Source organism: Luteimonas terrae (genome assembly GCF_031457535.1).
In the GTDB taxonomy this organism is placed as follows: Bacteria; Pseudomonadota; Gammaproteobacteria; order Xanthomonadales; family Xanthomonadaceae; genus Luteimonas; species Luteimonas terrae_A.
On sequence record NZ_JAVDWO010000014.1, the window covers coordinates 1 to 22,351 of the forward strand.

Annotated in this window: 19 protein-coding genes; 14 read left to right on the plus strand and 5 right to left on the minus strand. The window is 68.4% G+C overall.

Features of this window, described 5'->3' with window-relative positions:
- Positions 1-562 precede the first annotated feature (562 nt).
- The 5 genes from J2W68_RS14950 to J2W68_RS14970 all read left to right on the plus strand — a co-directional run bounded on the left by J2W68_RS14950 (position 563) and on the right by J2W68_RS14970 (position 7,062).
- A complete protein-coding gene (locus J2W68_RS14950) occupies positions 563-1,483 on the plus strand; it encodes a lauroyl acyltransferase (protein ID WP_310237298.1) in 921 nt (306 codons plus the stop codon).
- A 10-nt stretch (positions 1,484-1,493) separates the two neighbouring features.
- The gene (locus J2W68_RS14955; RefSeq protein ID WP_430539747.1) at positions 1,494-2,045 is read left to right on the plus strand and encodes a PH domain-containing protein; all 552 of its coding nucleotides are present in this window, start codon (positions 1,494-1,496) and stop codon (positions 2,043-2,045) included.
- Entirely contained in the window at positions 2,032-3,582 is a 1,551-nt protein-coding gene (locus J2W68_RS14960) for a PH domain-containing protein (protein WP_310237301.1), read from the plus strand. The genes J2W68_RS14955 and J2W68_RS14960 overlap by 14 nt, the downstream gene beginning before the upstream one ends.
- A 75-nt stretch (positions 3,583-3,657) precedes the next feature.
- Positions 3,658-5,793, plus strand: coding sequence for a TonB-dependent siderophore receptor (locus J2W68_RS14965; RefSeq protein ID WP_310237304.1), 2,136 nt, complete (start codon positions 3,658-3,660; stop codon positions 5,791-5,793).
- 9 nt (positions 5,794-5,802) lie between these two features.
- Complete coding sequence (locus tag J2W68_RS14970) at positions 5,803-7,062, plus strand: PepSY-associated TM helix domain-containing protein (protein ID WP_310237306.1); 1,260 nt, start codon at positions 5,803-5,805, stop codon at positions 7,060-7,062.
- Here the strand turns inward: J2W68_RS14970 and J2W68_RS14975 are convergent.
- Positions 7,059-7,991, minus strand: a complete 933-nt coding sequence (locus tag J2W68_RS14975; protein WP_310237309.1) for a glycosyltransferase family 2 protein — start codon at positions 7,989-7,991, stop codon at positions 7,059-7,061. The two genes, J2W68_RS14970 and J2W68_RS14975, sit on opposite strands and share 4 nt — an antisense overlap.
- A gap of 96 nt (positions 7,992-8,087) precedes the next feature.
- On the opposite strand from J2W68_RS14975, the gene J2W68_RS14980 reads away from it, so the two are divergent.
- Entirely contained in the window at positions 8,088-8,852 is a 765-nt protein-coding gene (locus tag J2W68_RS14980) for a glycosyltransferase family 2 protein (protein ID WP_310237311.1), read from the plus strand.
- Positions 8,853-9,130: 278 nt separating this feature from the next.
- On the opposite strand, the gene J2W68_RS14985 is transcribed toward J2W68_RS14980, so the two are convergent.
- The 4 genes from J2W68_RS14985 to def all read right to left on the minus strand — a co-directional run bounded on the left by J2W68_RS14985 (position 9,131) and on the right by def (position 12,861).
- Positions 9,131-9,964: a glycosyltransferase family 2 protein gene (locus J2W68_RS14985; RefSeq protein WP_310237314.1), complete on the minus strand. Its 834-nt coding sequence runs from the start codon at positions 9,962-9,964 to the stop codon at positions 9,131-9,133.
- 39 nt (positions 9,965-10,003) lie between these two features.
- Entirely contained in the window at positions 10,004-11,335 is a 1,332-nt protein-coding gene (gene rsmB / locus J2W68_RS14990) for a 16S rRNA (cytosine(967)-C(5))-methyltransferase RsmB (RefSeq protein WP_310237527.1), read from the minus strand.
- Complete coding sequence (gene fmt, locus J2W68_RS14995; RefSeq protein WP_310237318.1) at positions 11,301-12,227, minus strand: methionyl-tRNA formyltransferase; 927 nt, start codon at positions 12,225-12,227, stop codon at positions 11,301-11,303. Before fmt ends, rsmB begins: the two co-directional genes overlap by 35 nt.
- Before the next feature lie 115 nt (positions 12,228-12,342).
- The gene (gene def, locus J2W68_RS15000) at positions 12,343-12,861 is read right to left on the minus strand and encodes a peptide deformylase (RefSeq protein ID WP_310152426.1); all 519 of its coding nucleotides are present in this window, start codon (positions 12,859-12,861) and stop codon (positions 12,343-12,345) included.
- 136 nt (positions 12,862-12,997) lie between these two features.
- Here def and J2W68_RS15005 point away from each other — a divergent pair, with 136 nt between their 5' ends.
- From J2W68_RS15005 to J2W68_RS15040, 8 genes are all read left to right on the plus strand, one after another.
- A complete protein-coding gene (locus J2W68_RS15005; protein ID WP_310237321.1) occupies positions 12,998-14,155 on the plus strand; it encodes a LysM peptidoglycan-binding domain-containing protein in 1,158 nt (385 codons plus the stop codon).
- Between the two features lie 86 nt (positions 14,156-14,241).
- Entirely contained in the window at positions 14,242-15,393 is a 1,152-nt protein-coding gene (dprA, locus tag J2W68_RS15010; RefSeq protein ID WP_310237324.1) for a DNA-processing protein DprA, read from the plus strand.
- 33 nt (positions 15,394-15,426) lie between these two features.
- Complete coding sequence (locus J2W68_RS15015) at positions 15,427-15,900, plus strand: DUF494 family protein (protein WP_310237326.1); 474 nt, start codon at positions 15,427-15,429, stop codon at positions 15,898-15,900.
- Positions 15,901-16,037: 137 nt separating this feature from the next.
- Positions 16,038-16,766, plus strand: a complete 729-nt coding sequence (locus J2W68_RS15020) for a GYF domain-containing protein (RefSeq protein WP_310237330.1) — start codon at positions 16,038-16,040, stop codon at positions 16,764-16,766.
- An 80-nt stretch (positions 16,767-16,846) separates the two neighbouring features.
- On the plus strand, positions 16,847-17,854 hold the full coding sequence (locus J2W68_RS15025; protein ID WP_310237333.1) for an RDD family protein: 1,008 nt from the start codon (positions 16,847-16,849) through the stop codon (positions 17,852-17,854).
- Between the two features lie 58 nt (positions 17,855-17,912).
- Entirely contained in the window at positions 17,913-18,833 is a 921-nt protein-coding gene (locus tag J2W68_RS15030) for an RDD family protein (RefSeq protein ID WP_310237336.1), read from the plus strand.
- A 144-nt stretch (positions 18,834-18,977) separates the two neighbouring features.
- Positions 18,978-21,542 (plus strand): DNA topoisomerase I, encoded by a 2,565-nt coding sequence (locus tag J2W68_RS15035; protein ID WP_310237339.1) that lies wholly within the window; start codon positions 18,978-18,980, stop codon positions 21,540-21,542.
- A 10-nt stretch (positions 21,543-21,552) separates the two neighbouring features.
- Positions 21,553-22,119, plus strand: coding sequence for a Sua5/YciO/YrdC/YwlC family protein (locus J2W68_RS15040; RefSeq protein ID WP_310237341.1), 567 nt, complete (start codon positions 21,553-21,555; stop codon positions 22,117-22,119).
- Positions 22,120-22,351: the final 232 nt, after the last annotated feature.

A 22,351-nucleotide genomic window follows, 5' to 3' on the forward strand; every position in this document is an offset into this window, starting at 1 on the left:
CGGCGGATCGCGTCCGGCGAAGACGGTTTTGCTTACTTTTGCCAAGACAAAAGTAAGCCGCGCGACAGCGCGGAAGCCCTGTACTTGATCTTCGCTCCTGCGGTTGATCTTCTTTCCGGCAGAACATCAAAGTCGCAAGCGACGAGCGAAAAAGCTGGAGCAAGTGCAGGGCTTTCGCCCGCTGCGCGTGCGAGTCCCTTTTGGATGGACCCAAAAGGAACCAAAAGGTCCTTTCGCCGGACGCGAGCCGATGCGATGAAGCCGCATCGGTGCCCTCCGCTCCTCGCCTGACGCGGCACGCAGCCCAAACTCGCTGCGCTCAGACATGGGCTGCTCTTCGGCCACGTCAGGCTCCGGTGCTCGGCTCGCTCTACGGCTCGATTGAGATCAACAGCTGAAAGCCACAGCGACAGCGACAGCCAAAGCCAAAACAACGACAGCGACAAAGGCCGGCGCAATGCGCGAGCGTTCGCCCGGTCGTAGACGTACGACGCCGGCGTCTGCAACACAGCCGACGTCCGGCACCTATCCCCACCCGCGCGACACCCCCTAGACTTCATGCATGCCGGACCTGATCGCCCGTTGCCTGTATCTGCTTGCCAAACTGGTCGGCGCGCTGCCGACGCCGGTGCTGCGTGCCATCGCTTCCGCCGTAGCAACGCTGGGCCGGCTGGCCGGCAGCCGCGAGAGCCGGGTCGCGTTGCGCAATCTCGAACTGGCCTATCCCGAACTGACCGACGACGAACGGGCGGCGCTGCAGAAGGCCGTCCTGCGCACCACCGCGCTGCAGACACTGGAAACCCTGCGCCTGTGGACGCGGCCGCATGCGCGCAACCTGCAGATGCTGCGCGAGCAGCACGGCGTGGGCTTGTTCGACGCGGCGCTGGCCGATGGCCGCGGTCTGATCGTGTGCGCACCGCACTACGGCAACTGGGAACTGCTCAACCAGTGGCTGGCTGCGCGCACGCCGATCTCGATCCTCTATCGCGCGCCGGATTCGGCGGTCGGCGAAGCCTTCCTGCGCCGCGTGCGCGCTGGCGCGGCCGACCGCGTGCGTCAGGTGCGCGCGGAAGGCCCGGCCGTGCGGCAGTTGTGGAAGACACTCAAAGAGGGCGGCGTGGTCGGCATCCTGCCCGACCAGCAGCCCAAGGCCGGCGACGGCGCGTTCGCCCCGTTCTTCGGCATGCCGGCGCTGACGATGACGCTGGCCTCGCGACTCGCCGAGCGCACCGGTGCGACCGTGCTGTTCGCGTACTGCGAGCGCATCGGCGACGGTCCGGATTTCGCGCTGCGTATCGAGCCCGCACATCCCGCGATTGCCGATGCCGACCTGGTGCGCGCGACCACCGCGCTCAACGCCGGCGTCGAACACATCGCGCGGCGTGACCCTGCGCAGTACCAGTGGACCTACAAGCGCTACAAGGCCCGACCGTCCGGCTCGGGTGACGACAATCCCTATCTCGACCTCGAACGTCGACGATGAGCACACACCGATGACCGCCAGCGAAGCCCCTGTTTCCATGCCGCTGCCGGCCGCCGACACGGCGCCCGAGCCGCAAGTCGAGACCGACGTCTGGCAGCCACTGCCGCTGCGGGCGCGCACCCTGGCGACGATCGCCACATTGATCGGCACCCTGATCCCGCTGGCGATCGCGCTGGGCGTTGGGCTGATCGCCGCCGACCGCCAGCCGCTGTCGTTCGCGATCGCCGGGGCACTGCTGCTGGTGATTCCGGCCTGGACGGTCTGGATCTCGCGCCGGCGCTGGCTGCGCACGCGCTGGCGGCTCGACGACGACGGCTTCGGCGTGCGTCGTGGGCATCTGTGGCGCAGCGACACGCGCGTGCCCGGCAATCGCGTGCAGCATCTCGACGTGCGCCGCGGCCCGCTGGAGCGCGCGTTCGGGCTGGCAACGCTGATCGTGCATACCGCCGGCACCCGCAACAGCGCGCTGTCGCTGTCGGGGTTGGACTTCGAAGAAGCCGAGCGTCTGCGCGACACGCTGGCCGCGCGCGCCGCACGCGACGACGACCATGACGACGCCTGAGCCAGCCGCACCCGAGGCGCTGCTGCCCGAGGACCACGAGCGCCGCCTGCATCCGGGCTCGTGGCTGTTCGTGCTGCTGCAGAACCTGCGGCAGTTCATCGTGCCGCTGGCCGTGCTCGTGTTCGCCGGCGGCCGCCGCGACGACGGCTATCCGTGGTGGCTGCCGATGATCGGCGTGGGCGCGCTGGTCATCGTGTCGGTGTGGCAATACCTGACATTCCGCTACCGCATCGACGACGACCGGCTCGTCGTGCGCAGCGGCCTGCTCGAGCGCAGCGTGCGGCAGATACCCTATTCGCGCATCCACAACGTCGCGATCCACCAGACCCTGCTGCACCGCCTGATGGGCGTGGCCGAGGTGCGGCTGGAATCGGCCGGCGGCACGAAACCCGAAGCGCAGATGCGCGTGCTGCGGATGCCCGAAGCACTGGCGCTCGAACAGCTGATCCGCGATCGCGGGCGCAGCGACGCCGTGACCGCGGCGCCGGACGGCACGCCCGTCGCAGAAGCTGCCGGCACCACGCTGCTGGCGCTGTCGACCTGGGAAGTGGTCAAGCTCGGCCTGATCTCGAATCGCGGCCTGATCGTCGTCGCCGGTGCGGTCGCGCTGTCGTTCCAAGTCATGCCCGAACGCGCGATGGGGCGGCTGCTGGTCGAGTACGGCCGCGAGGCCTTCGGCTATGCCAGCGGTTTCGCGACGACCTGGATGGCCAAGGGCCTGGTGCTGATGGGCGTCGTCGCGACGGCGCTGGTGCTGATCCGTGCGTTTTCCGTGCTGTTGTCGCTGCTGCGCTACCACGGGTTCCGCCTGCAGCGGCAGGGTCGGCGCCTGACCGTCGAGCGCGGCCTGCTCGGCCGCTCGCGCAGCAGTGTGCCGCGGCGACGCATCCAGGCATGGACGCAGCAGGAGGGCGTGCTGCACCGCCTGTTCGCGCGGCGCACGCTGGAGATCGACACCGCCAGCGCGCGCGGCAGCGACGGCCAGGGCAACGCGAATGCGCAGCGCGGGCTCGACGCACTGGCGCCGATCGCGCCGCCGGACACCTGCGATGCGATCGTGCGCGACATTGCGCTGCTGCCTGCCTGGCCGCCGGTGGACTGGCAGCCGCTGCACCCACGCGCGTGGCAGCGGCTGGTGCTCGGCGACCTCTTCATGACGGTCGGGCTGTGCGCGGTGCTGGCGTGGTTCTTCCAGTGGTGGGGCGCGCTGGGCCTGTTGTGGCTGCCGTGGTCGGTGTTCGTCGCGCGCCGCCACGCCGCGCGCGCGGGCTATGTGGTCGACGATGCACTGGTCGCGGTGCGCGAAGGCTGGTGGTCACGCACCTGGCGCTTTGCCGAACTCGGCAAGCTGCAGGCTGTGGAACTGCGCCAGTCGCCGCTGGACCGCGGCTTCGGCATGGCCTCGGTCTGGTTCGACACCGCTGGCGCCAACGCGATGACCACGCCGCTGCGCCTGCGCTTCCTGCCGCTGGGCGATGCCGCGCGTATCCACGCCACGCTTGCCCAGGAGATCGCGCGCCGCCCACTGCGCTGGTAATACGCGCCTGAATGGGCTGTTTTTGACAATGAGATTCATTATCATGTGGCGACTTCCCGACCGGTTGTTTTCACAATGCGTCTTCGCAGCAGTGTTTTCTTCTCCATCGCGGCCGCGCTCTGTCTGCCCACCCTCCCCGCTTCCGCGCAGGACGCGACGAATACCGCGCCGACAGACCTCGACGCCGTGCGCGTCGTCGGGCGGGCACAGACGCTCTATCGAAGCGATGACGCAGCGGTGGGCACGCGCACCGATACGCCGCTGTCGCAGGTGCCGCAGTCGGTCCAGGTCCTGCCGCGCGAACTGATCGACGATCAGGCGGCGCACGACGTCACCGATCTGTATCGCAGCATCAGCGGCATCAGCTTCTTCAGCTACGCCGGGGTCACGCTGCGCGGCTTTCGCCAGGAGAACGTGCTCTACGACGGACTGCGCGGCGATCCCTACGCCGGCTTCTCGGTGCCGCAGCTGTTCAACATCGAGCGCGTGGAGGTGCTCAAGGGTCCGGCCGGCGCGCTGTACGGCGGCGGCGAACCGGGCGGCGTCATCAATTACGTGACCCGCAAGCCGCAGGGGCAGGCGCGGCGCCGGATCGAGGTGTCCACCGGCAACGCCGATTACGTTTCAGGCTCCTTCGAAGCCACGGGCGCGGTCACGCCGGGCGCGCGCTATCGGCTCGGCCTGCATGCCGACGGCGACGCAGGTGTGCGCTGGAACGCGGACAGCGAGAGCAGGATCGGCGATGCCTCGGTGGCGTTCGACGTGGGACAGACCGGCGAACTGACGCTGCAGCTCACCGACATCACCCAGAATCTGGGCGGCAACCGCCTGCGCGGCGTGCCGGTGAACGATGCCGGCACGTTCCTGACCGACCGGCGTTGGAACCACAACGAAGCCACCGACTTCCTCGACATGGACGCGCGTATCGCGCTGGCGCAGTACCGCGCATCGCCTTCGGCGGACTGGGATGTCGATCTCTCGGCACGCTGGTTCGAAAACATCGAACATCAGATCTATCACGAGCCGATGGGACTGATCGACCGTGACCGCGATGGCACCGCCGAATGGATGACCCGACAGCTGCGCAACCAGATCCGGGACAACGAAGGCCTGACCGTGGCGGGCAACGCGGTGTGGCGGTTCGCCACCGGCGCCGTCGAACACAAGCTTCTGTTCGGCGCCGACTGGTATCGGCTCGACGCGGACTTCACGGCGCAAACCGCGAACAGCGCGGACCTCGCCCGTGGCGCCGGGCCCGTCCCGGGCATCGATCTGTTCGCACCGGTCTACGGGCGTAGCGGCTGGTTCGACTACGGTCTGGACCGGCTGCCGTGGCGCACGACGCGCACGCGCGGGTTGCGATTCGGCGGTTACGTGCAGGACGAGATCACCCTGACGCCGCGCTGGCGCGTCCTCGCCGGGCTGCGCTGGGATGGGTTCGAGGACGAAGACCGGGTGACCGGCGGGGCGGTCGACGGTCAGGACCTGAGCTGGCGCCTGGGCAGCACCTACACCCTGGCCGAAGGCATCAACGCCTACGCCAATGTCGCCAGCGGCTTCCTGCCGCAGGCCACCGCGAACCAGGACCCCGCCGCGGGCGGGCCGTTCGATGCCGAACGCAGCAGGCAGTGGGAAGCGGGGCTGAAGACCGAGCTCGCCGGCGGACGCATGACCCTGGGCACCGCGCTGTACCGGATCGAACGCAGCAACATCGTGCAGGCGACCGGCGATGTCGTGGACGGCGTCAACCAGCTTGCCCCGCTGGGCCTGGTGCGCAGCGAAGGGCTGGAGCTCGACCTGCTGGCCGACGTCACCGAACACTGGGTGCTCAGCCTCGCCTATGCGTGGAACGATGCGCGTGTGGTCGACGCCGGCAGCAACGGCATCGTCAATGCATCCGGCGACCGTTTCGCCAACGCGCCGCGCAACAAGCTGGGGCTGTGGTCGCGCCACGACCTGCCGGCGCTGTCATCGGCGCTTGGGTTCGGCCTCGACTACACCGGCGAGCGCGTCAGCCTCGATGGCCAGCGGGTGAAGCCCTACACCGTGTTCGACCTGAGCTGGCAGACGCACTGGCGCTCGTGGAAGTTCCAGGCCAACGTCAAGAACGTCTTCGACAGGGTCTACGCGGCCAGCGGCTTCCTCACCCGCAACGGGCACTTCCCCGGCGAGCCGCGGCGCCTCTATCTGCAGGCCGCCTACACGTTCTGATCGACGCACGTGAGCACGACGCCAGCCGCGCGCCCGCACACGACCGCCGCGCCCGCCAAGGGCGGCGGCGGGCGTCGCCTGTGGTTCGACCTGCACAGCTGGATCGGCCTGAAGCTGTCGATCTTCATGGCGTTCGTGTGCCTGACCGGCACGTTGGCGACGGTCTCGCAGGAGATCGACTGGCTGGTCTTCCCCGAGGCTCGGGTCACCCCCACCGTGCAGCGCGCGAGCTGGGGCGGGATGACGGCTGCGGTGCAGCGCGCGTATCCGCAGTGGACGCTCGAGTCGTTGTCCGCGCCGCATGCGTCGCGATTCGCCGCGCGCGCGGTGATGCGCCTGCCCGATGGCGCGCGCCGCTTCGTCTGGGTCGATCCCTACAGCGGGCGCGTCACCGGCGACACCACCTGGTTCAACGCGCAGCGGATCCTGCGCAACACGCACCGGCATCTGATGCTGCCGCTGAAGATCGGCGTGCCGCTGGTATCGGCACTGGCGGTGCCGCTGCTGCTGACCCTGATCAGCAGTCTGTACATCTACAAGCGCTGGTGGCGCGGCTTCCTGACCTGGCCGCGCGCCGACAGGCCGCGTCGACTGTGGGGCGACGTACATCGTCTGGCAGGCGTCTGGAGCCTGTGGTTCATCGCAGTGATCGCACTGACCGGCGGCTGGTATCTCGTCGAATCGCTGGGCGGGGGCGCCGGTCCTGCAGCCGAGATCGTGCTGTCCGAGCCTGGGGTCGCCACCGCACCGGCCGATGCGGATGCGATCGATCACGCGGTCGCGGAGGTCACACGGCAGTGGCCGGAATTGCAGGTCCGCGGCCTGCACGACGTGAGCGCGCGCAGCCTGCTGCTCGATGGCGAAGCGCAGGCCTGGCTGGTGCGCGACCGTGCAAATGCAGTCGGCTACGACCTGCAGGACCACCGCATGACCGGGCAACGCGATGGCCGCGACATGGGCATCCATCAGCGCATTTCCGAGATGGCCGATCCGCTGCATTTCGGCACATTCGGCGGGTGGCCGGTGCGCTGGCTGTGGTTCGTCTCCGGCGCGCTGCTCACCACCCTGAGCGTGACCGGCGTCTATCTCTATGGCCTGCGGGTGTCCGATGCGCTGCGCTCCGCGGCGCGTCGCCAGGGCAACGCGGACCCCCGGGCAGTCAGTCCGTGGGGCCAGGTGTGGACCGGCGTGGCGCGTTGGCGCTGGCTCTGGATTCCGCTGCTGTGCGTCTGGGGCTGGCTGCTGGCCGTCGCGCTGCGCGCCGCCTAGCGCGCGCGTCGCGACCGCAGGTAGTGCGACAGCATGCCGACCCAGTGCTCGATGCGCTTGACCAGCGGCATCGGCGCCTGGAACAGCAACCAGCTATAGGCGCGCAGTTCCCAGAACGTCGGCGCGGGCTTGGTGCGGAATTCGGCCTTGGCCATGCGCAACCAGCGCGGCGTGATGCCGGCCTGCTGGCGATAGAACTCGAGCATGCGTTCGCTACCGACGACGTGGCGGTACACCCGCAACGGCGACGGCCCGAAGGATTTGAGCGCATTGCTGCCATGTTCGCGGTGGCCGACCAGTGTGTCGGACAGGTAGACCTTGTGCGCGCCGAGGATGTCGGCGCCGTAGACGATGCAGTCGTCCGGGCGCGAGAGCCAGTCGGCGGCGCGCTCGGGCGGTAGCGTCAGCAGGCGCGTCATCAGCGTGCGGCGCAGGCTCACTGCCGACGTCGCCGCGCCCTGAAAGCGGTGGTAGTAGGCATTGAGCAGGATCGACAGGCCCAGGTCGCGGTCCTGACCGGGCTTGAACATCGGCTCGTCGAGATCCCCGAACAGCTGCATGTTCGTATAAACGAAATCGACTTCCGGCCGCGCGGCGTAGACATCGACGATGCGCTGGAGATAGTCGGGGTTCCAGCGGTCGTCCGAATCGAGCAGCGCGATGACGTCGCCACGCGCCTGCGCGAACCCCGTGATCCAGGCCTGCAGCTGACCGCCGTTGGCCTGTTCGATGATCGTGATCGACGGATGGTCGCCGTAGTGCCGGCGCAGCAGCTCGGGCGAGCCGTCGCGCGAGCCGTCGTCGACGATGATGATCTCGAGCGGACTTTCCGTCTGCGCGAGCACCGACTCGATCGCCTCGACGACGAACGCGGCGTAGTTGTAGCTCGAGACGAGCACGCTGACGGTGGGACGGACGGGAGCGGTCATGGACATCGGGCAGACGCCGCGCATGCGGCGCCGGCATCATAACAACGCGTCCCGCTACGCCCGGACGCCGTCGGCGCGATCGGCGACAATCGCCGCATGCCGATTCCTGCACCCGCCACTGCGCCGCTCCCCATCTCCGGTGTCGTCATCACCCAGAACGAGGGCGACCGCATCGGCCGCTGCCTCGACTCGATGCGCGGCCTGTGCGCCGAGCTGATCGTCGTCGATTCCGGTTCGACCGACGACACCGTCGCCGTCGCCGCCGCGCACGGCGCGCGCGTGGTGCACCAGGACTGGCTGGGCTACGCGGCGCAGAAGACCTTCGCCAATACCCTGGCCGTGCACGACTGGCTGCTGCTGCTCGATGCCGACGAATGGCTGTCGCCAGGAACCGAACCCGAGATCCGCGCGCTGTTCGCGAACGGGCGTGTCGAGACCGCCGATGCCTGGCTGCTGACCCGCCGCAACTGGTTCCTCGGCCATCGCCTGCGTGGCGGCGAGCCGATGGAGCGCCTGGTCCGCGCCGGCTGGCGTTACCTGCCCTCGCAGGTGCATGAACGCCCTGACCTCGAAGGCAAGACCGTCGCGACGCTCGACGCCGACTTCGAACACGACACCTCGCGTAGCCATGCCGAGCACGTCGCCAAGCTGTCGAAGTACGCCGCGCTGTGGGCGCAGCAACGACGCGATGCGGGCAAACGTGCCAACGCATTCGATGGTCCGCTGCATGCAACCGCCTATCTGCTCAAGCAGTACCTGCTGCGTGGTGCGCTTCTCGACGGCGCGCCGGGCTGGCGCTTCCACAAGGCGCAGGCCGACTACGTGCTGGAGAAGTACCGGCGCCTGCGCGCGATGTCCTGAACGATCGGCCTGCACGCAACATTCTGTAGGAGCGCTTGCGCGCGATGGACAGGGCCGGCAATGCCCGATCGCGCGCAAGCGCGCTCCTACGCGGTGTTCCGTCAATCAATGCCCGCCGTTACCAGGCTGCGTCCCGTCAGTCGGGCGCCCCGCCCCGACCAACGCACCGACGATGCGCAGGACGGCGCCGCGATCCATCTGCACACAACTCTGTAGGAGCGCGCTCGCGCGCGAAGGGCCGTTCCGATATTGATTGCCACGCCTACCCGGAACCAGCCTTAGGGCCGCGGCCCACGCACCAGTCCGTACTCGGTCCACGTCAGCCGCCCGGCCGCGACCGCATCGCGGATCGCCTGGTTCGCCGCCTTCATCTCCGGCTTCACGTAGCCACGCGCGTGGTCGAGATGGATGCACACGGCCGAGAACCGGATCTGTTTGCCAGTCACGCCGGCATTGGCGAGCCGCTCGCCGAGTTCGAGATCCTCGCCGCCGTAGGTCATGCGCTCGTCGAATCCGTTGACGCGTACGAGATCCGCTTTCCAGCCCGAGGCGTTGTTGCCGGCCCAACGTGGCTTGGTCGGCGTCGTGGCGTTGAGGAGTTGCTCGCGCCAGCCCGGCCGCGCCCACAGCTTCAGCGAACGCTTCCTGCGCGGCAGGCCATTGGCCTTGAGCCATTCGAGGTCGGTATGCAGGCCGCGCAAGATAACGTCGCGATCGATCTTCAAGCTCAGGTCCATCGGCAGCTTGCAGTAGCCGCCGCCGAGATAGCGCCCCCGCTCGCGCAGGCGCAGATGCTGGCTGACGAAATCCGCGCGCGGCACGCAGTCGCCGTCGGAGAAGATCAGATAGTCGGCGCGCGCGTCCTCGATACCGCGGTTGAGGATCGTGCATTTGCGGAAGCCCGCATCCTCGTGCCAGACATGCCGCAGCGGATACGGCAATTCCGGCGCGATCGCCGCGAGCATCTCGCGCGTCGCCGGACCGGACCCGTCGTCGGCGACGATCAGCTCGAAATCCTGCCGGTCCTGCTGGGCAAATCCCCACAGGCACCGCTGCAGCCAGTCGGTGTTGTTGTAGGCGCTGATGATCAGGCTGGCGGCGGGCGTCTGCATGCCGGTGATTCTAAGCGAGCCCCCGCGCGGTGACCGTGCTCAGCGCAGACGCTTCAGGCGCGCGTAGAAGAAGCCGTCCAAGCCCGACTCGCCGGGCAGGCGCTGGTGGCCCGCACCGGTGTCGCGGCCGAACCGCGCATCGAGCGGTTCGAGTGCGAAGTCCGGTTGGCGCGCGAGAAAGGCTTCGACCTGCGCCGCGTTCTCGCGCCGCAGGATCGAACACGTCGCGTAGAGCAAGATGCCGCCCGGCGCGACGACGGCAGCCAGTGCATCAAGCAGTTGGGACTGCAGCTGGGCCAATGCATCGAGATCGGCGGGGCGCCGATGCAGCAGCACGTCGGGCTGGCGGCGCACGATACCGGTCGCCGAGCACGGCGCATCCAGCAGCACCGCGTCGAACGGCGCGCCGTCCCACCAGCGCGCGGTGTCCAGCGCGTCGGCGGTGCGCACGCGGGCCTGCGCGCCGATGCCCAGCCGCTTGAAGGTCTGCTCGATCCGCGCGACGCGCGGCGCGGCGATATCGATCGCCAGCAGGCGCAGCGCGGGATCGCGTTCGAGCAGATGCGCGCTCTTGCCGCCGGGCGCGGCGCAGGCATCGAGCACGGACGCGCCGGACGCCAGCTGCATCGCATCGGCCACGCGCTGCGCGGCGCCGTCCTGGATCGACACGTCGCCGCCGCCGAAGCCCGGCAGCGCATCGACCGGCACCGGCGTCGAAAGTCGCAGCGCATCGGGCATGTCGGCCGGCACGTCGGCCTGCAGACCCGCCTGGATCAGGCGCGTGTAATAAGCGTCGCGCGTGCCGCGACGGGTGTTGACCCGTAACCACTGCGGCGCTGCAGAAGCGCTGGCGGTCAGGATTGCCTCGACATCCTGCGGCCAGTCGGCGCGCACTTCACCCAGCAGCCATGCAGGCCATGCGGCATCGGCGCCGGCCGTCGGCAGGCCGTCCTTCTGCGCGCGGCGCAGCAGCGCATTGACCAGACCGGCCTGGTGCGCGCGACCCAGCAGACGCGCGGCGTCGACGGTCGCGTTGAGCGCGGCGTGGGCCGGCAGACCCATCGGATCGAGCTGGGCGAAGCCGGCATAGATCAGTGCACGCAGCGGCGCGTCGCGCGCGCCCGGCGGACGCGGCATCCAGCGGGACAGGGCCGCGGCATAGCGGCCCTGATGGCGAACCGCAGCGAACGCCATCGCCTCGACCAGCGCGCGATCGCGCACATCGTCGATGCCGGCCAGCGCCGTCGAAAGTTCACCCTTCAGCGAACGGCCGTGGTGCAGCACCGCGTCGATGACGCGCGCCGCCGCGAGCCGCGCCTGCGCGCCACCGTCCACGTCAGACGCCCGCGCCGCGCAGATCGCTGCGCGCATTGAGGAAATCGGCGACATCGATCGTCCGGCCGCCGGCGCGTTGCACGCGCAACAGTCGCAATGCGCCCTCGCCACAGGCGATGTCGATGCCGTTGCGACCGGCGAACAGCACCGTGCCTGGCGTTTGCGCGTGCGCCAGCGGCAGCGCGGTCGCGGCATGGATGCGCAGGCGCTCGCCGGCGACCTCGGCCTCGGCCACCGGCCAGGGATTGAAGGCGCGCACGGTGTCGGCCAGCATGCCCGCCGCTTGCGACCAGTCCAGTCGCGCCTCGGCCTTGTCGAGTTTGTGCGCGTAGGTCACGCCGGCCTCGGGCTGCACCTTGCGTTCGGGATGGATGCCGGCACGCAGCAGGCCCAGGCCATCGGCGAGCACCTGCGCGCCGAGTGCGGCAAGCCGGTCGTGCAGGCTGCCGCCGGTGTCTTCCGGGGTGATCAGCGTGGACTGGCGCATCAGTACCGGGCCGGTATCGAGGCCCTTCTCCATCTGCATCAGACACACGCCGGTTTCGGCGTCGCCGGCCTGAATCGCACGCTGGATCGGCGCGGCGCCGCGCCAGCGCGGCAGCAGTGAGGCGTGCACGTTCCAGCAGCCGAAGCGCGGGATGTCGAGCACCGCCTGCGGCAACAGCAGGCCGTAGGCGACGACGATCATCAGATCCGGTTCGAGCGCGCGCAGGGTGTCGAGCACCTCTGCGCCCTTGAGGCGCTCGGGCTGGTGCACGGTGAGTCCACGCTCGAGCGCCATCTGCTTGACCGGCGAGGCGGTCAGCGCACGGCCGCGGCCCGCAGGACGATCGGGCTGGGTGTAGACGGCGACCACTTCATGGCGCGCATCGGCTGCCAGCAGCGACGGCACGGCGAAATCGGGAGTGCCGGCGAACACGAGTTTCATGGGCGTTGCTTCCTGGAAGGCGTCCCGCCAGAGCGGGACGCGTGGCGCGACGACAGCGCGCAGGTGACGCAGCGTCGCGCGCGTCGGACAGACCGGGCCGCGTGCGGCGGACGACTCAGCCGCGCTCGTCCTTGCGCAGCTTCTCGAGCTTCTTCAGCGCACGGTCGCGCTTGAGCGGGGACAGATAATCGATGAACAGCTTGCCGTCGAGATGGTCGATTTCGTGCAGCACGCAGGTGGCCAACAGGCCATCGACGCTCAGCTCGAACGGCTTGCCATGACGATCGAGCGCGGTGACGGTGATGCCGTCGGCGCGGGTCACGTCGGCAAAAATCCCCGGGATCGACAGGCAGCCTTCGGTATGGACACGCAGGTCGGCCGAACGATCACGGATTTCCGGGTTCACGAACACCAGCGGCTGTTCGCGTCCCTCGGTCACGTCGATGACCATGAAGCGCTCGTGGGTATCGACCTGCGTCGCGGCTAGGCCAATGCCCGGCGCCTCGTACATGGTCTGGAACATGTCGTCGAGCAGGCGCTGGAACGCGGGATCGGCGAAACGGTCGGCCGCAACCGGCTCGGCCAGTTTGCGCAGGCGGGAATGGGGGTATTCGAGGATCTCGAGCAGGGCCATGGGGTCGAAGAGCGAAGGCGGTCACAGCCGCGGGAGCGAAGCGGCCATTGTAACGTGCCCCACACTTGCGTCCGCGCGGACCTTTCAGGCTATATTGCGCCGCTGCAAGGGGAAAAAATCCAAGGGGAGCAGGTAGATGGCCGGCACGCTTCAACGCCTTTCAAGGTCGTTCCGCACGGGCTGCGCCGTCGCGTTGCTGACTGTCACCACATTCGCAGCTGCGCAGCAGATGCGCGGCGATCATCCCGAGACCTATGTCGTGGTCCGCGGCGACACCCTCTGGGGTATTGCCGGCCGGTTCCTCGACAAGCCGTGGCTGTGGCCGGAAATCTGGCAGGCCAATCCGCAGATCGCGAACCCGCACCTGATCTATCCGGGCGACGTGATCAGCCTGGCGTATCTCAACCGCGTGACGATGCGTCCGGGCCCGCGCCCGGTCGAGGCCTCGCCGATCGGTGCGATTCCGCTGTCGGACGTCGAGCCCTTCCTCAAGAACCGCCGCATCGTGTTCGACTTCGACACCCTGCCGCATGTGCTCGGTTACGAGGACGGCCGCCTGCGCGGAAGCGTCGACCGCAACGTCTACGTCAAGGGTTTGGACAACGCCCGTCCGGGTGAGCGCTATGCCGTGCTGCGCGCCGCCACCGAGTTCTACGGCGCACGCCGTTCGCGTGATCTCGACCTCCGCGGCAAGCGCATCCCGGGCGAAAGCAACCTGTGGTCGCATACCCAGCCGAAGTCGCGCCAACAAGATGCGTTCCTCGGCTACGAGATGGTGCAGATGGGCGTCGGCACGGTCGTGCACGGCCCCACCGCGCAAAGCGACACCACAGCGCTGGCGCTGGACAACAACGGCTACGAGGCCCGCGCTGGCGATCGCCTCGTGCCGGTGAATCCGCAGCCCTATGACCTGCAGTTCTTCCCGCATCCGCCGAGCGCCGATGCACTCTCGTCCGACGCTCGCGTCATTGGCGTCGCCGACATGCTGGTCACCGGCGGCCCGCGCGATGTCATCGCGATTTCGGCCGGTCACCAGAACGGCGTCGACAACGGCACCGTGTTCTCGATCTGGCGCACCGGCTCGCACGTCGTCGACCGGGTGAACCACCCCAACACCTCGCGCATCACCGAGTCGCCGAATGCGGGCACGCGTCGTGACCGCCTGCCGGACGAATACGCCGCGCACGCGATGGTGTTCCTCACCTTTGACTTCGTCAGCTATGCGCTGGTGATGGAAGGCGAGAAGCCGACGCAGGTCGGCTACACGCTCAAGCATCCCGACGCCGAGCAGTAAGGGCGGCCCGCGCTGCGGGCTTTTCCGACGGCATCAGACGACGGCACCTTCGGGTGCCGTTTTCATGTGCGGCCTAGGCTGACCGCATGGACCACGATGCCGATCTGCACGCGCTGCTGCACCTGATCCACGCCGGTGGCGCCGCTGCCCCGCGCCGCCGCATGCTCGAACACGCCGACGGCCCTGCGGCCGCATTGGCAGGCGGTGCATCGGCCTGGCGCAACGCTGGTCTGGATGCCGCGCAGCGTGCGGCGCTGGCCGGCCCGGAAGACACGGTCGACGACTGGCGACGCTGGCTGGGAGGCGCACCCGCCCGCCATGTGATCGGCTGGCACGATGCCGACTACCCGCTGCTGCTCAAGCGCATGCAGGCGCCGCCGCTGGCCCTGTTCGTCGAAGGTGATCCCTGCCGGCTGTGGCGCGCCGGCGTGGCCGTGGTCGGCAGCCGCGCCCCGACGGCCGGCGGACGCGACAACGCGGCACTGTTCGCGCGTCATTTCGCCTCGGCGGGTCTGTCCGTCGTCAGCGGGCTGGCCAGCGGCATCGATGCGGCCGCGCATGCCGCGGCGCTCGATGCCGGCGGCGATACCGTTGCCGTGCTGGGCAGCGGCATCGACACGCCCTATCCGCGCTCGAACCTGCGCCTGCATGCGCGCATCATCGAAGCCGGCACGGTCGTCAGCGAGTACCCGCCAGGCACGCCCGCGCGGCGCGAACAGTTCCCCAGCCGCAACCGCATCGTCGCCGGTCTTGCGCTCGGCACCCTGGTGGTCGAGGCCGCGCAGCGCTCGGGCGCGCTGATCACCGCGCGCTTGGCCGCGGACGCCGGCCGCGAGGTCTTCGCGATCCCCGGCTCGATCCACAACCCGATGGCGCGCGGCTGCCACCGGCTGCTGCGCGACGGCGCCACCCTGGTCGAAGCGCCCGACGAGGTGACCGGCGCCCTGTCGGCAATCGCCGGGGAACTCGCCGATGCCTTGCGAGAGCGGCTGGACGCCCCCATCCAGAGCGGCGAGACGATACTGAACACGGCTGGCGCAGGCGTCCCGCCCGATCCCGACAGCGTCGACCCGGACTACAACCGCTTGTGGAAAGCCCTCGGGCACGACCCAACCGGTATGGATGAACTGGTCGAACGCAGTGGATTGACGGTCGCCCGGGCGTCGGCCATGCTGCTGTCCATGGAGCTGGATGGACGTGTGGCCCTGCTGCACGGTCGGTATTCCCGAAAGTCCTGAAACGAAGCGCCCAAGGGCGCAGGCCGAGGGGAAATGAAAGAAAGCATCCTGGATGTACTGCTGTACCTGTTCGAACACTATTTCACCGAAGATGCGGACCTCGTCCGCGATCGCGATTCCCTCCAGAGCGGTTTGCTCCAGGCCGGTTTCAGCCCTGCCGAAGTCAGCAAGGCCTTCGATTGGCTCGATGCACTCGCCGACCAGCGCCCGGCTGTACCGGTGGTCCGCGCCAACGGTCCCACCCGCGTGTTCTCGGGCCCCGAGCTCGACCGCCTCGATGTCGACTGCCGCGGCTTCCTGATGTTCCTCGAACAGCATGGTGTACTCGATGCCGACCAGCGCGAACTGGTCCTCGACCGGGCGATGGCGCTCGATCAGGACGAGCTGGATTTGGACGATCTGAAGTGGGTCGTGCTGATGGTGCTGTTCAACCAGCCCGGCAGTGAAGCGGCCTATGCGTGGATGGAAACCCAGATGTTCGCCGACGAGCCCGAGCCGGTGCACTGACGCAGCAACCTGCTCGAAGATGACACCGACAGGCGCCTATCCGGGCGCCTGTCGCATTTCCGGTGCCTTGGGCTGCCTACGTTGCCGCTGTAGGATGAACGCGGGGAGTGGCCGATGTCCGGCCCGCAGGATCATCGATGGCGGACACCTGGTTCCACGCGACGCCCGACGGTGGGCGCAGCGGCCCGATGCGGGCTGACGACCTGCTGCGTCTGTTCCAGGCAGGACGCATCCATGACGCGACGCCTGTCTGGCGCGAAGGCATGTCCGACTGGGTACCGCTTGCCTCCGTCGCCGACGCGCTGGGCGTGCGGATGGCACCCCCGCCACTGCCCCATCGCCCTGTGCCGCCGCGTCGCGGTCTCCACTGGATCTGGATCGTGGTGCTGGTACTCGCGGGATTGGCGGTGCCGGTGCTGGCGATCCTCGCCGCGATCGCGCTTCCGGCCTACAACGATTACCGCGCCCGCTCCGGCATCGGCGAGGTGGCCGCCAGTGCAGCGCCATTGCGGTTGGCTGTGCAAGCCGCCCAAGCACAGGGACGCCCCTGCCCCATCACCGCGTCAGGCCGCGTGCCCGGCACCGACCATGCTGCGTTTTCCAACGCAGATGTCGATGCCGCCCGATCCACCCTGCTCGCGCATCCACGTGTCGAGAGCCTGCTGACGACGCAGGGCACGCTGGACGTACAGGTAAGCCACGCCGATCCGAGCGCGCGGTGCGAGATCGTGGTCGGACTTCAGGGGTTCGAGCTGGCGGCGATTGATGGCGAGGTGCTGACCTGGTGGTTGGACCCGGCCTCCGGCCATTGGACCTGCGGCGGCACGATCGCTGTCCGCTATCTGCCGGCGGCATGCCGGAACTGAAAAGACCTGTTCTGCCGGCACTGCCGCGCCGACAGCACGCAACGATAGAAATAACGATAAAAAATAAGGACGCTTTCCCGATGACCGAGTGGTACTACGCCGACACCGCCAACAGCCGCCAGGGCCCGATCACGACACCAGCACTGCTGCAGCTGCGCCAGCAGGGCATGCTCGATGACGCCACCCTGCTATGGCGAGAAGGCCTGGACGGCTGGACCCCATTGCGCGAACTGGCGCACGAACTCAGCGGCATTGTCCCGGTCCCGGCCGATCCACCCGCCATGCCTGCGACCACGTCCAACGGCGGTACCGCTGAACCGGTCCAGCCACAGCCGGGCGCGGGCGAGACGCCAGCACAGCCTGCCGACACCGCGTGGCAACCGGCCGGCAACGACCAGGTGCCTTCCACGCCGGCCACGCCCGCGTCCGCTACGGCCTCGCCCTATACGCCGCCGGTTGCACCCGTGGCCCGCACGGCGACGGTCGTCCATGGCGGCGATGTCGTCGATGCGGGCTTCCTCAAGCGAGTCGCGGCGCTGTTCATCGATTCGCTGCTGGTCACGGCCGTGTATTACGCGATCATCATCGCAGCGGTTCTGCTGTTCGGGCTCGGCGGCACATTGACCCGGATGGGCAGCGGCACGCCGGATTTCGGCGCTGGCGCCGTTGCCCTGATGGTCGCCCTGTACTTTTCCTGGCCGGTGATCAGCGGGGTCTACTACGTGACGATGGAATCGTCGGCGCGCCAGGCGACGCTCGGCAAGATGGCGGTCGGCATCAAGGTGACCGGACTGGACGGCGCCCGCATGACCCGCGGCCGCGCACTCGGCCGCTGGGCCTCGCACCTGGTCAACTACCTGACGCTCTACATCGGCTACCTCGTCGCACTGTTCACCCAGCGCAAGCAGGGTCTGCACGACATGGTCGCCAGCACGTATGTCGTGGACCAGTGGGCCTACACCGACCATCCAGAACGCCAGCAACGCTCGCTCGGCACGGTGGCGACGGTGATCCTGGTGATCTGGGCCGGGCTGCTGCTGCTCGGCATCGGCTTCGTGATGCTCGCCGGCCTCGCCGCCGCGTTCTGACGCCGCGGGCGCTACAGCACGCACCCGCGCTTGCACCCCACGACAAGGACGTCCAAAAATGACCGACTGGTACTACGCCGACACACGCAACACGCGCCACGGCCCCGTCAGCCGGCCCTCGCTGCTCCAGCTCCGCCAGGACGGCGTCGTCGGCGACGCCACGCTGGTCTGGCGCGACGGCCTGGACGCCTGGCAGCCGTTCCGCGATCTGGCGCAGGAGTTCGGCATCGCGACCTCGCCGGGCATCGAGGCCTGGGCGCTCGAGCCCGTGGCGCCACCTGCCGCGCAGGTCGAGAGCGACGCCCCGGACACAAGCTGGCGTCCGGTGACCGACACCGGCGGTGCTGGATCGACGGGCTCCCCTTACGCACCGCCGGCCGCCAACGTGGCCCGGCCCGACACGGTCGTCCACGGCGGCGATGTGGTGTTCGCCGGCTTCCGCAAGCGGCTTGCCGCCTACGCCATCGACGCGGTCATCATCGGCATTGCCAGTACGGTCGTCGGCAGCCTGGTCTACGAACTGCTGGGCGTCGGCGGCTTCGGCCGTGGTTTCTGGCTGGAACAGCTGGTCGTCAACCTCGTATCGGTGGCGCTGTCTGCGCTCTATTTCGCCTGGTTCCACGCCGCCTACGCGATGGCGACGCCGGGCAAGATGGCCGTCGGCATCAAAGTGGTGCGCCTGGATGGCGGACGGATCTCCTTCCTGCGCGGCATCGGCCGCTATTTTGCGACCATCCTCAGCAGCCTGATCCTGATGATCGGCTTCCTGATGGCCGGGTTCACCCAGCGCAAGCAGGCCCTGCACGACATGGTCTGCGACACGCTGGTGGTCGACCGCTGGGCGTTCACAGATCGGCCGGAACTGCAGCGCCGCGAGCTCGGTACGGTCACGGTGGTGGTGCTCGTGCTGGTCGCCAGCCTGACCGCGCTAGGCCTGCTGGTGCTGCTGGGTCTGCTCGGAATCGCTGCCTTTTCCTGACTGGCAGCCGCGGCGGCGCTTGACAGGCCACCCCGTGCGTGATTCCACTATAAAAGCAACCGACGCCCGGGGTCCGTCCCCGGGCGTCGTCATCTTCACCTTTTTTGTTGGGCCGCCTGCGGGCGTGCCCCGGACCCCGCCGACATGGCCAAGCACCTTCTTATCGTCGAATCGCCCGCCAAGGCCAAGACGATCAACAAATACCTCGGCAAGGATTTCCACGTCCTCGCCTCCTACGGTCATGTGCGCGACCTGATCCCGAAAGAAGGCGCGGTCGACCCGACGCAGAACTTCGCGATGCGCTACGACCTGATCGAGAAGAACGAAAAGCACGTCGAGGCGATTGCCAAGGCCGCCAAGGGCGCCGACGACATCTATCTGGCGACCGACCCGGACCGCGAGGGTGAGGCGATCAGCTGGCACATCGCGGAGATCCTGAAGGAACGCGGCCTGCTCGAGAACAAGACCCTGCAGCGCGTGGTGTTCACCGAGATCACCCCGCGGGCGATCAAGGAAGCGATGCTCAAGCCGCGCGCGATCGCGTCGGATCTCGTCGACGCCCAGCAGGCGCGCCGCGCGCTCGACTATCTCGTCGGTTTCAACCTCTCGCCGGTGCTGTGGCGCAAGGTGCAGCGCGGCCTGTCGGCTGGCCGCGTGCAGTCGCCGGCGCTGCGCATGATCGTCGAGCGCGAAGAAGAGATCGAAGCCTTCATCGCGCGCGAGTACTGGTCGATCGACGCCGCATGTGCGCATCAGGTGCAGCCGTTCACCGCGCGCCTGACCAAGCTCGACGGGCAGAAGTTCGAACAGTTCACCGTCACCGACGGCGACACCGCCGAGTCGGCGCGCATGCGCATCCAGACTGCCGCCCAGGGCGCGCTGCACGTCACCGACGTGGGCGCGAAAGAGCGCAAGCGCCGCCCGGCGGCGCCGTTCACCACCTCGACGCTGCAGCAGGAAGGCGCGCGCAAGCTCGGCTTCACCACGCGCAAGACCATGCAGGTCGCGCAGAAGCTCTACGAGGGCATCGCCCTCGGCGACGAAGGCACGGTCGGCCTGATCACCTACATGCGTACCGACTCGGTCAGCCTGTCGCAGGACGCCATCAGTGAGATCCGCGACGTCATCGCGCGCGACTACGGCACCAGCTCGCTGCCCGACCAGCCCAACACCTACCAGACCAAGTCCAAGAACGCGCAGGAAGCGCATGAGGCCGTGCGCCCGACGTCCGCGCTGCACACGCCGGCGCAGGTCGCACGCTTCCTCAGCGATGACGAGCGTCGCCTGTACGAACTGATCTGGAAGCGCACTGTCGCCTCGCAGATGATCCCGGCCACGCTCAACACCGTGTCGGTGGACCTGGCCGCAGGCAGCGAACACAGTTTCCGTGCCAGCGGCACCACGGTGGTTGTCGCCGGCTTCCTCGCCGTCTACGAGGAAGGCAAGGACACCAAGGGCAAGGAAGACGAGGACGAAGGCCGCAAGCTGCCGGCGATGAAGCCGGGCGACCGCGTGCCGTTGGACAGGATCATCGCCGAACAGCACTTCACCCAGCCGCCGCCGCGCTTCACCGAAGCCGCGCTGGTCAAGGCGCTCGAGGAATACGGCATCGGGCGTCCGTCGACCTACGCCTCGATCATCCAGACGCTGCAGTTCCGCAAGTACGTCGAGATGGAGGGCCGCAGCTTCCGGCCCAGCGACGTCGGCCGCGCGGTGTCGAAGTTCCTGTCGAGCCACTTCACCCGCTACGTCGATTACGACTTCACCGCCAAGCTCGAGGACGATCTCGATGCGGTCAGTCGCGGCGAAGAGGACTGGATTCCACTGATGGAGAAGTTCTGGGCCCCGTTCAAGGAGCTCGTCGACGAGAAATCCGAATCGGTCGACCGCAACGAGGCCACCGGCGCGCGCGAGCTCGGCACCGATCCCAAGACCGGCAAACCGGTCAGCGTGCGACTGGGGCGCTTCGGGCCGTATGCCGCGATCGGCAGCACCGCCGAGGACGCCGAGGACAAGCCCAAGTTCGCATCGCTGCGTCCGGGCCAGAGCATGCACACGATCTCGCTCGAGGACGCGCTGGAGCTTTTCCTGCTGCCGCGCATCCTGGGCCAGGACAAGGGTGAGGACGTCAGCGTCGGCATCGGCCGCTTCGGCGCGTTCGCCAAGCGCGGCAGCGTCTACGCGTCGCTGAAAAAGGAGGACGACCCGTACAAGGTCGATCTCGCCCGCGCGGTGTTCCTGATCGAAGAAAAGGAAGAGATTGCGCGCAACCGCATCATCAAGGAGTTCCCGGACAGCGACATCCAGGTGCTCAATGGCCGTTTCGGCCCCTACATCAGCGACGGCAAGCTCAACGGCAAGATTCCCAAGGACCGCGAGCCGGCGTCGCTGACGTTCGATGAAGTGACCAAGCTGCTCGAGGAAACCGGCAAGCCGGTGCGCAAGGGCTTCGGCAAGAAGGCACCGGCGAAGAAGGTTGCAGCGAAGAAAGTCGCGGTGAAGAAGGAACCGGCTGCCAAGAAAGCCGTGACCAAGAAGGCGCCTGCCAAGAAGGCCGCCAAGAAGACCGCGAAGAAGGCCAGCAAGTCGATCGCGCCTGCCGTCGAGCCGGCGAAGTCGCTGCTGACCGCGTCCAAGGTCGCGCCGGGCAAGAAGCGCGTGATCAAGGCCGGCGGCGACAAGCCGGTCACGGACGACGCGCCGTTCTGAGACGCCGCGCATGACCGCACCCGTGCTCGACATCCCAGCCGCCGCGGCATTGCTCGCGCGCGGCGGCGTGCTCGCCTACCCCACCGAAGGCGTGTGGGGTCTGGGCTGCGATCCTTTCGATCGCGATGCCGTGGAACGCCTGCTCGACATCAAGCAGCGCCCGGTCGACAGGGGCGTGATCCTGATCGCCGGCGCGCTCGCGCAGCTCGACGCGATCGTCGACTGGACGCGTCTTCCCGACGCCGCCCGCCAGCGCGTGACGGGCAGCTGGCCCGGCCCGAATACCTGGGTGATGCCCGCACGCGCGGATGTGCCCGCCTGGATCACCGGCGCGCATGCCAGCGTCGCGGTGCGCGTCAGTGCGCACGCCGATGTCGTGGCGCTGTGCGCGGCGTTCGGTGGCGCACTCGTCTCCACCAGCGCGAACCTGACCGGCGAACCCGCGGTCGCAGATCGCGCTGCGCTCGACCTGCGGCTGCTCACCCGCATCGATGGCGTGCTCGACGGCGCAACCGGTGGGCGCGAGGGACCGTCCACGATCCGCGATGCGCTGACCGGTGACATCCTGCGCGCCTGATCCGCGCGTACGCGATGCGCCGCTGGCCGACACCGGCCACCCGTCAAATCTGCTGAATCCGCGCCTGCCCGCAGGCCCCGCGTTGCGGTTGCAAACGCAACTGAAATGCCGCGGAAAACCGGGTTGCCGCACTGCACAAACTATGCTCTAGTCGTGACCCGGTGTGGACGCGTTGTCGCGATGCAAGGACCTTGGCGCTCCGATCCCCGCGCCGGCCCAGCACCTCTCCACG

Excerpts from the sequence above, each read along its gene's own strand:
- def (WP_310152426.1), bottom strand. The coding sequence starts at position 12,861 with ATGGCCCTGCTCGAGATCCTCGAATACCCCCATTCCCGCCTGCGCAAA.
- dprA (WP_310237324.1), top strand. The coding sequence starts at position 14,242 with ATGGACCACGATGCCGATCTGCACGCGCTGCTGCACCTGATCCACGCC.
- J2W68_RS14980 (WP_310237311.1), top strand. The coding sequence starts at position 8,088 with ATGCCGATTCCTGCACCCGCCACTGCGCCGCTCCCCATCTCCGGTGTC.
- J2W68_RS15015 (WP_310237326.1), top strand. The coding sequence starts at position 15,427 with ATGAAAGAAAGCATCCTGGATGTACTGCTGTACCTGTTCGAACACTAT.
- J2W68_RS15035 (WP_310237339.1), top strand. The coding sequence starts at position 18,978 with ATGGCCAAGCACCTTCTTATCGTCGAATCGCCCGCCAAGGCCAAGACG.
- J2W68_RS14975 (WP_310237309.1), bottom strand. The coding sequence starts at position 7,991 with ATGACCGCTCCCGTCCGTCCCACCGTCAGCGTGCTCGTCTCGAGCTAC.
- J2W68_RS14950 (WP_310237298.1), top strand. The coding sequence starts at position 563 with ATGCCGGACCTGATCGCCCGTTGCCTGTATCTGCTTGCCAAACTGGTC.
- J2W68_RS15020 (WP_310237330.1), top strand. The coding sequence starts at position 16,038 with ATGGCGGACACCTGGTTCCACGCGACGCCCGACGGTGGGCGCAGCGGC.
- J2W68_RS14955 (WP_430539747.1), top strand. The coding sequence starts at position 1,494 with ATGACCGCCAGCGAAGCCCCTGTTTCCATGCCGCTGCCGGCCGCCGAC.
- J2W68_RS15040 (WP_310237341.1), top strand. The coding sequence starts at position 21,553 with ATGACCGCACCCGTGCTCGACATCCCAGCCGCCGCGGCATTGCTCGCG.
- J2W68_RS15025 (WP_310237333.1), top strand. The coding sequence starts at position 16,847 with ATGACCGAGTGGTACTACGCCGACACCGCCAACAGCCGCCAGGGCCCG.
- J2W68_RS14985 (WP_310237314.1), bottom strand. The coding sequence starts at position 9,964 with ATGCAGACGCCCGCCGCCAGCCTGATCATCAGCGCCTACAACAACACC.
- J2W68_RS15005 (WP_310237321.1), top strand. The coding sequence starts at position 12,998 with ATGGCCGGCACGCTTCAACGCCTTTCAAGGTCGTTCCGCACGGGCTGC.
- J2W68_RS15030 (WP_310237336.1), top strand. The coding sequence starts at position 17,913 with ATGACCGACTGGTACTACGCCGACACACGCAACACGCGCCACGGCCCC.
- fmt (WP_310237318.1), bottom strand. The coding sequence starts at position 12,227 with ATGAAACTCGTGTTCGCCGGCACTCCCGATTTCGCCGTGCCGTCGCTG.
- J2W68_RS14965 (WP_310237304.1), top strand. The coding sequence starts at position 3,658 with ATGCGTCTTCGCAGCAGTGTTTTCTTCTCCATCGCGGCCGCGCTCTGT.
- rsmB (WP_310237527.1), bottom strand. The coding sequence starts at position 11,335 with ATGCGCGCAGCGATCTGCGCGGCGCGGGCGTCTGACGTGGACGGTGGC.
- J2W68_RS14960 (WP_310237301.1), top strand. The coding sequence starts at position 2,032 with ATGACGACGCCTGAGCCAGCCGCACCCGAGGCGCTGCTGCCCGAGGAC.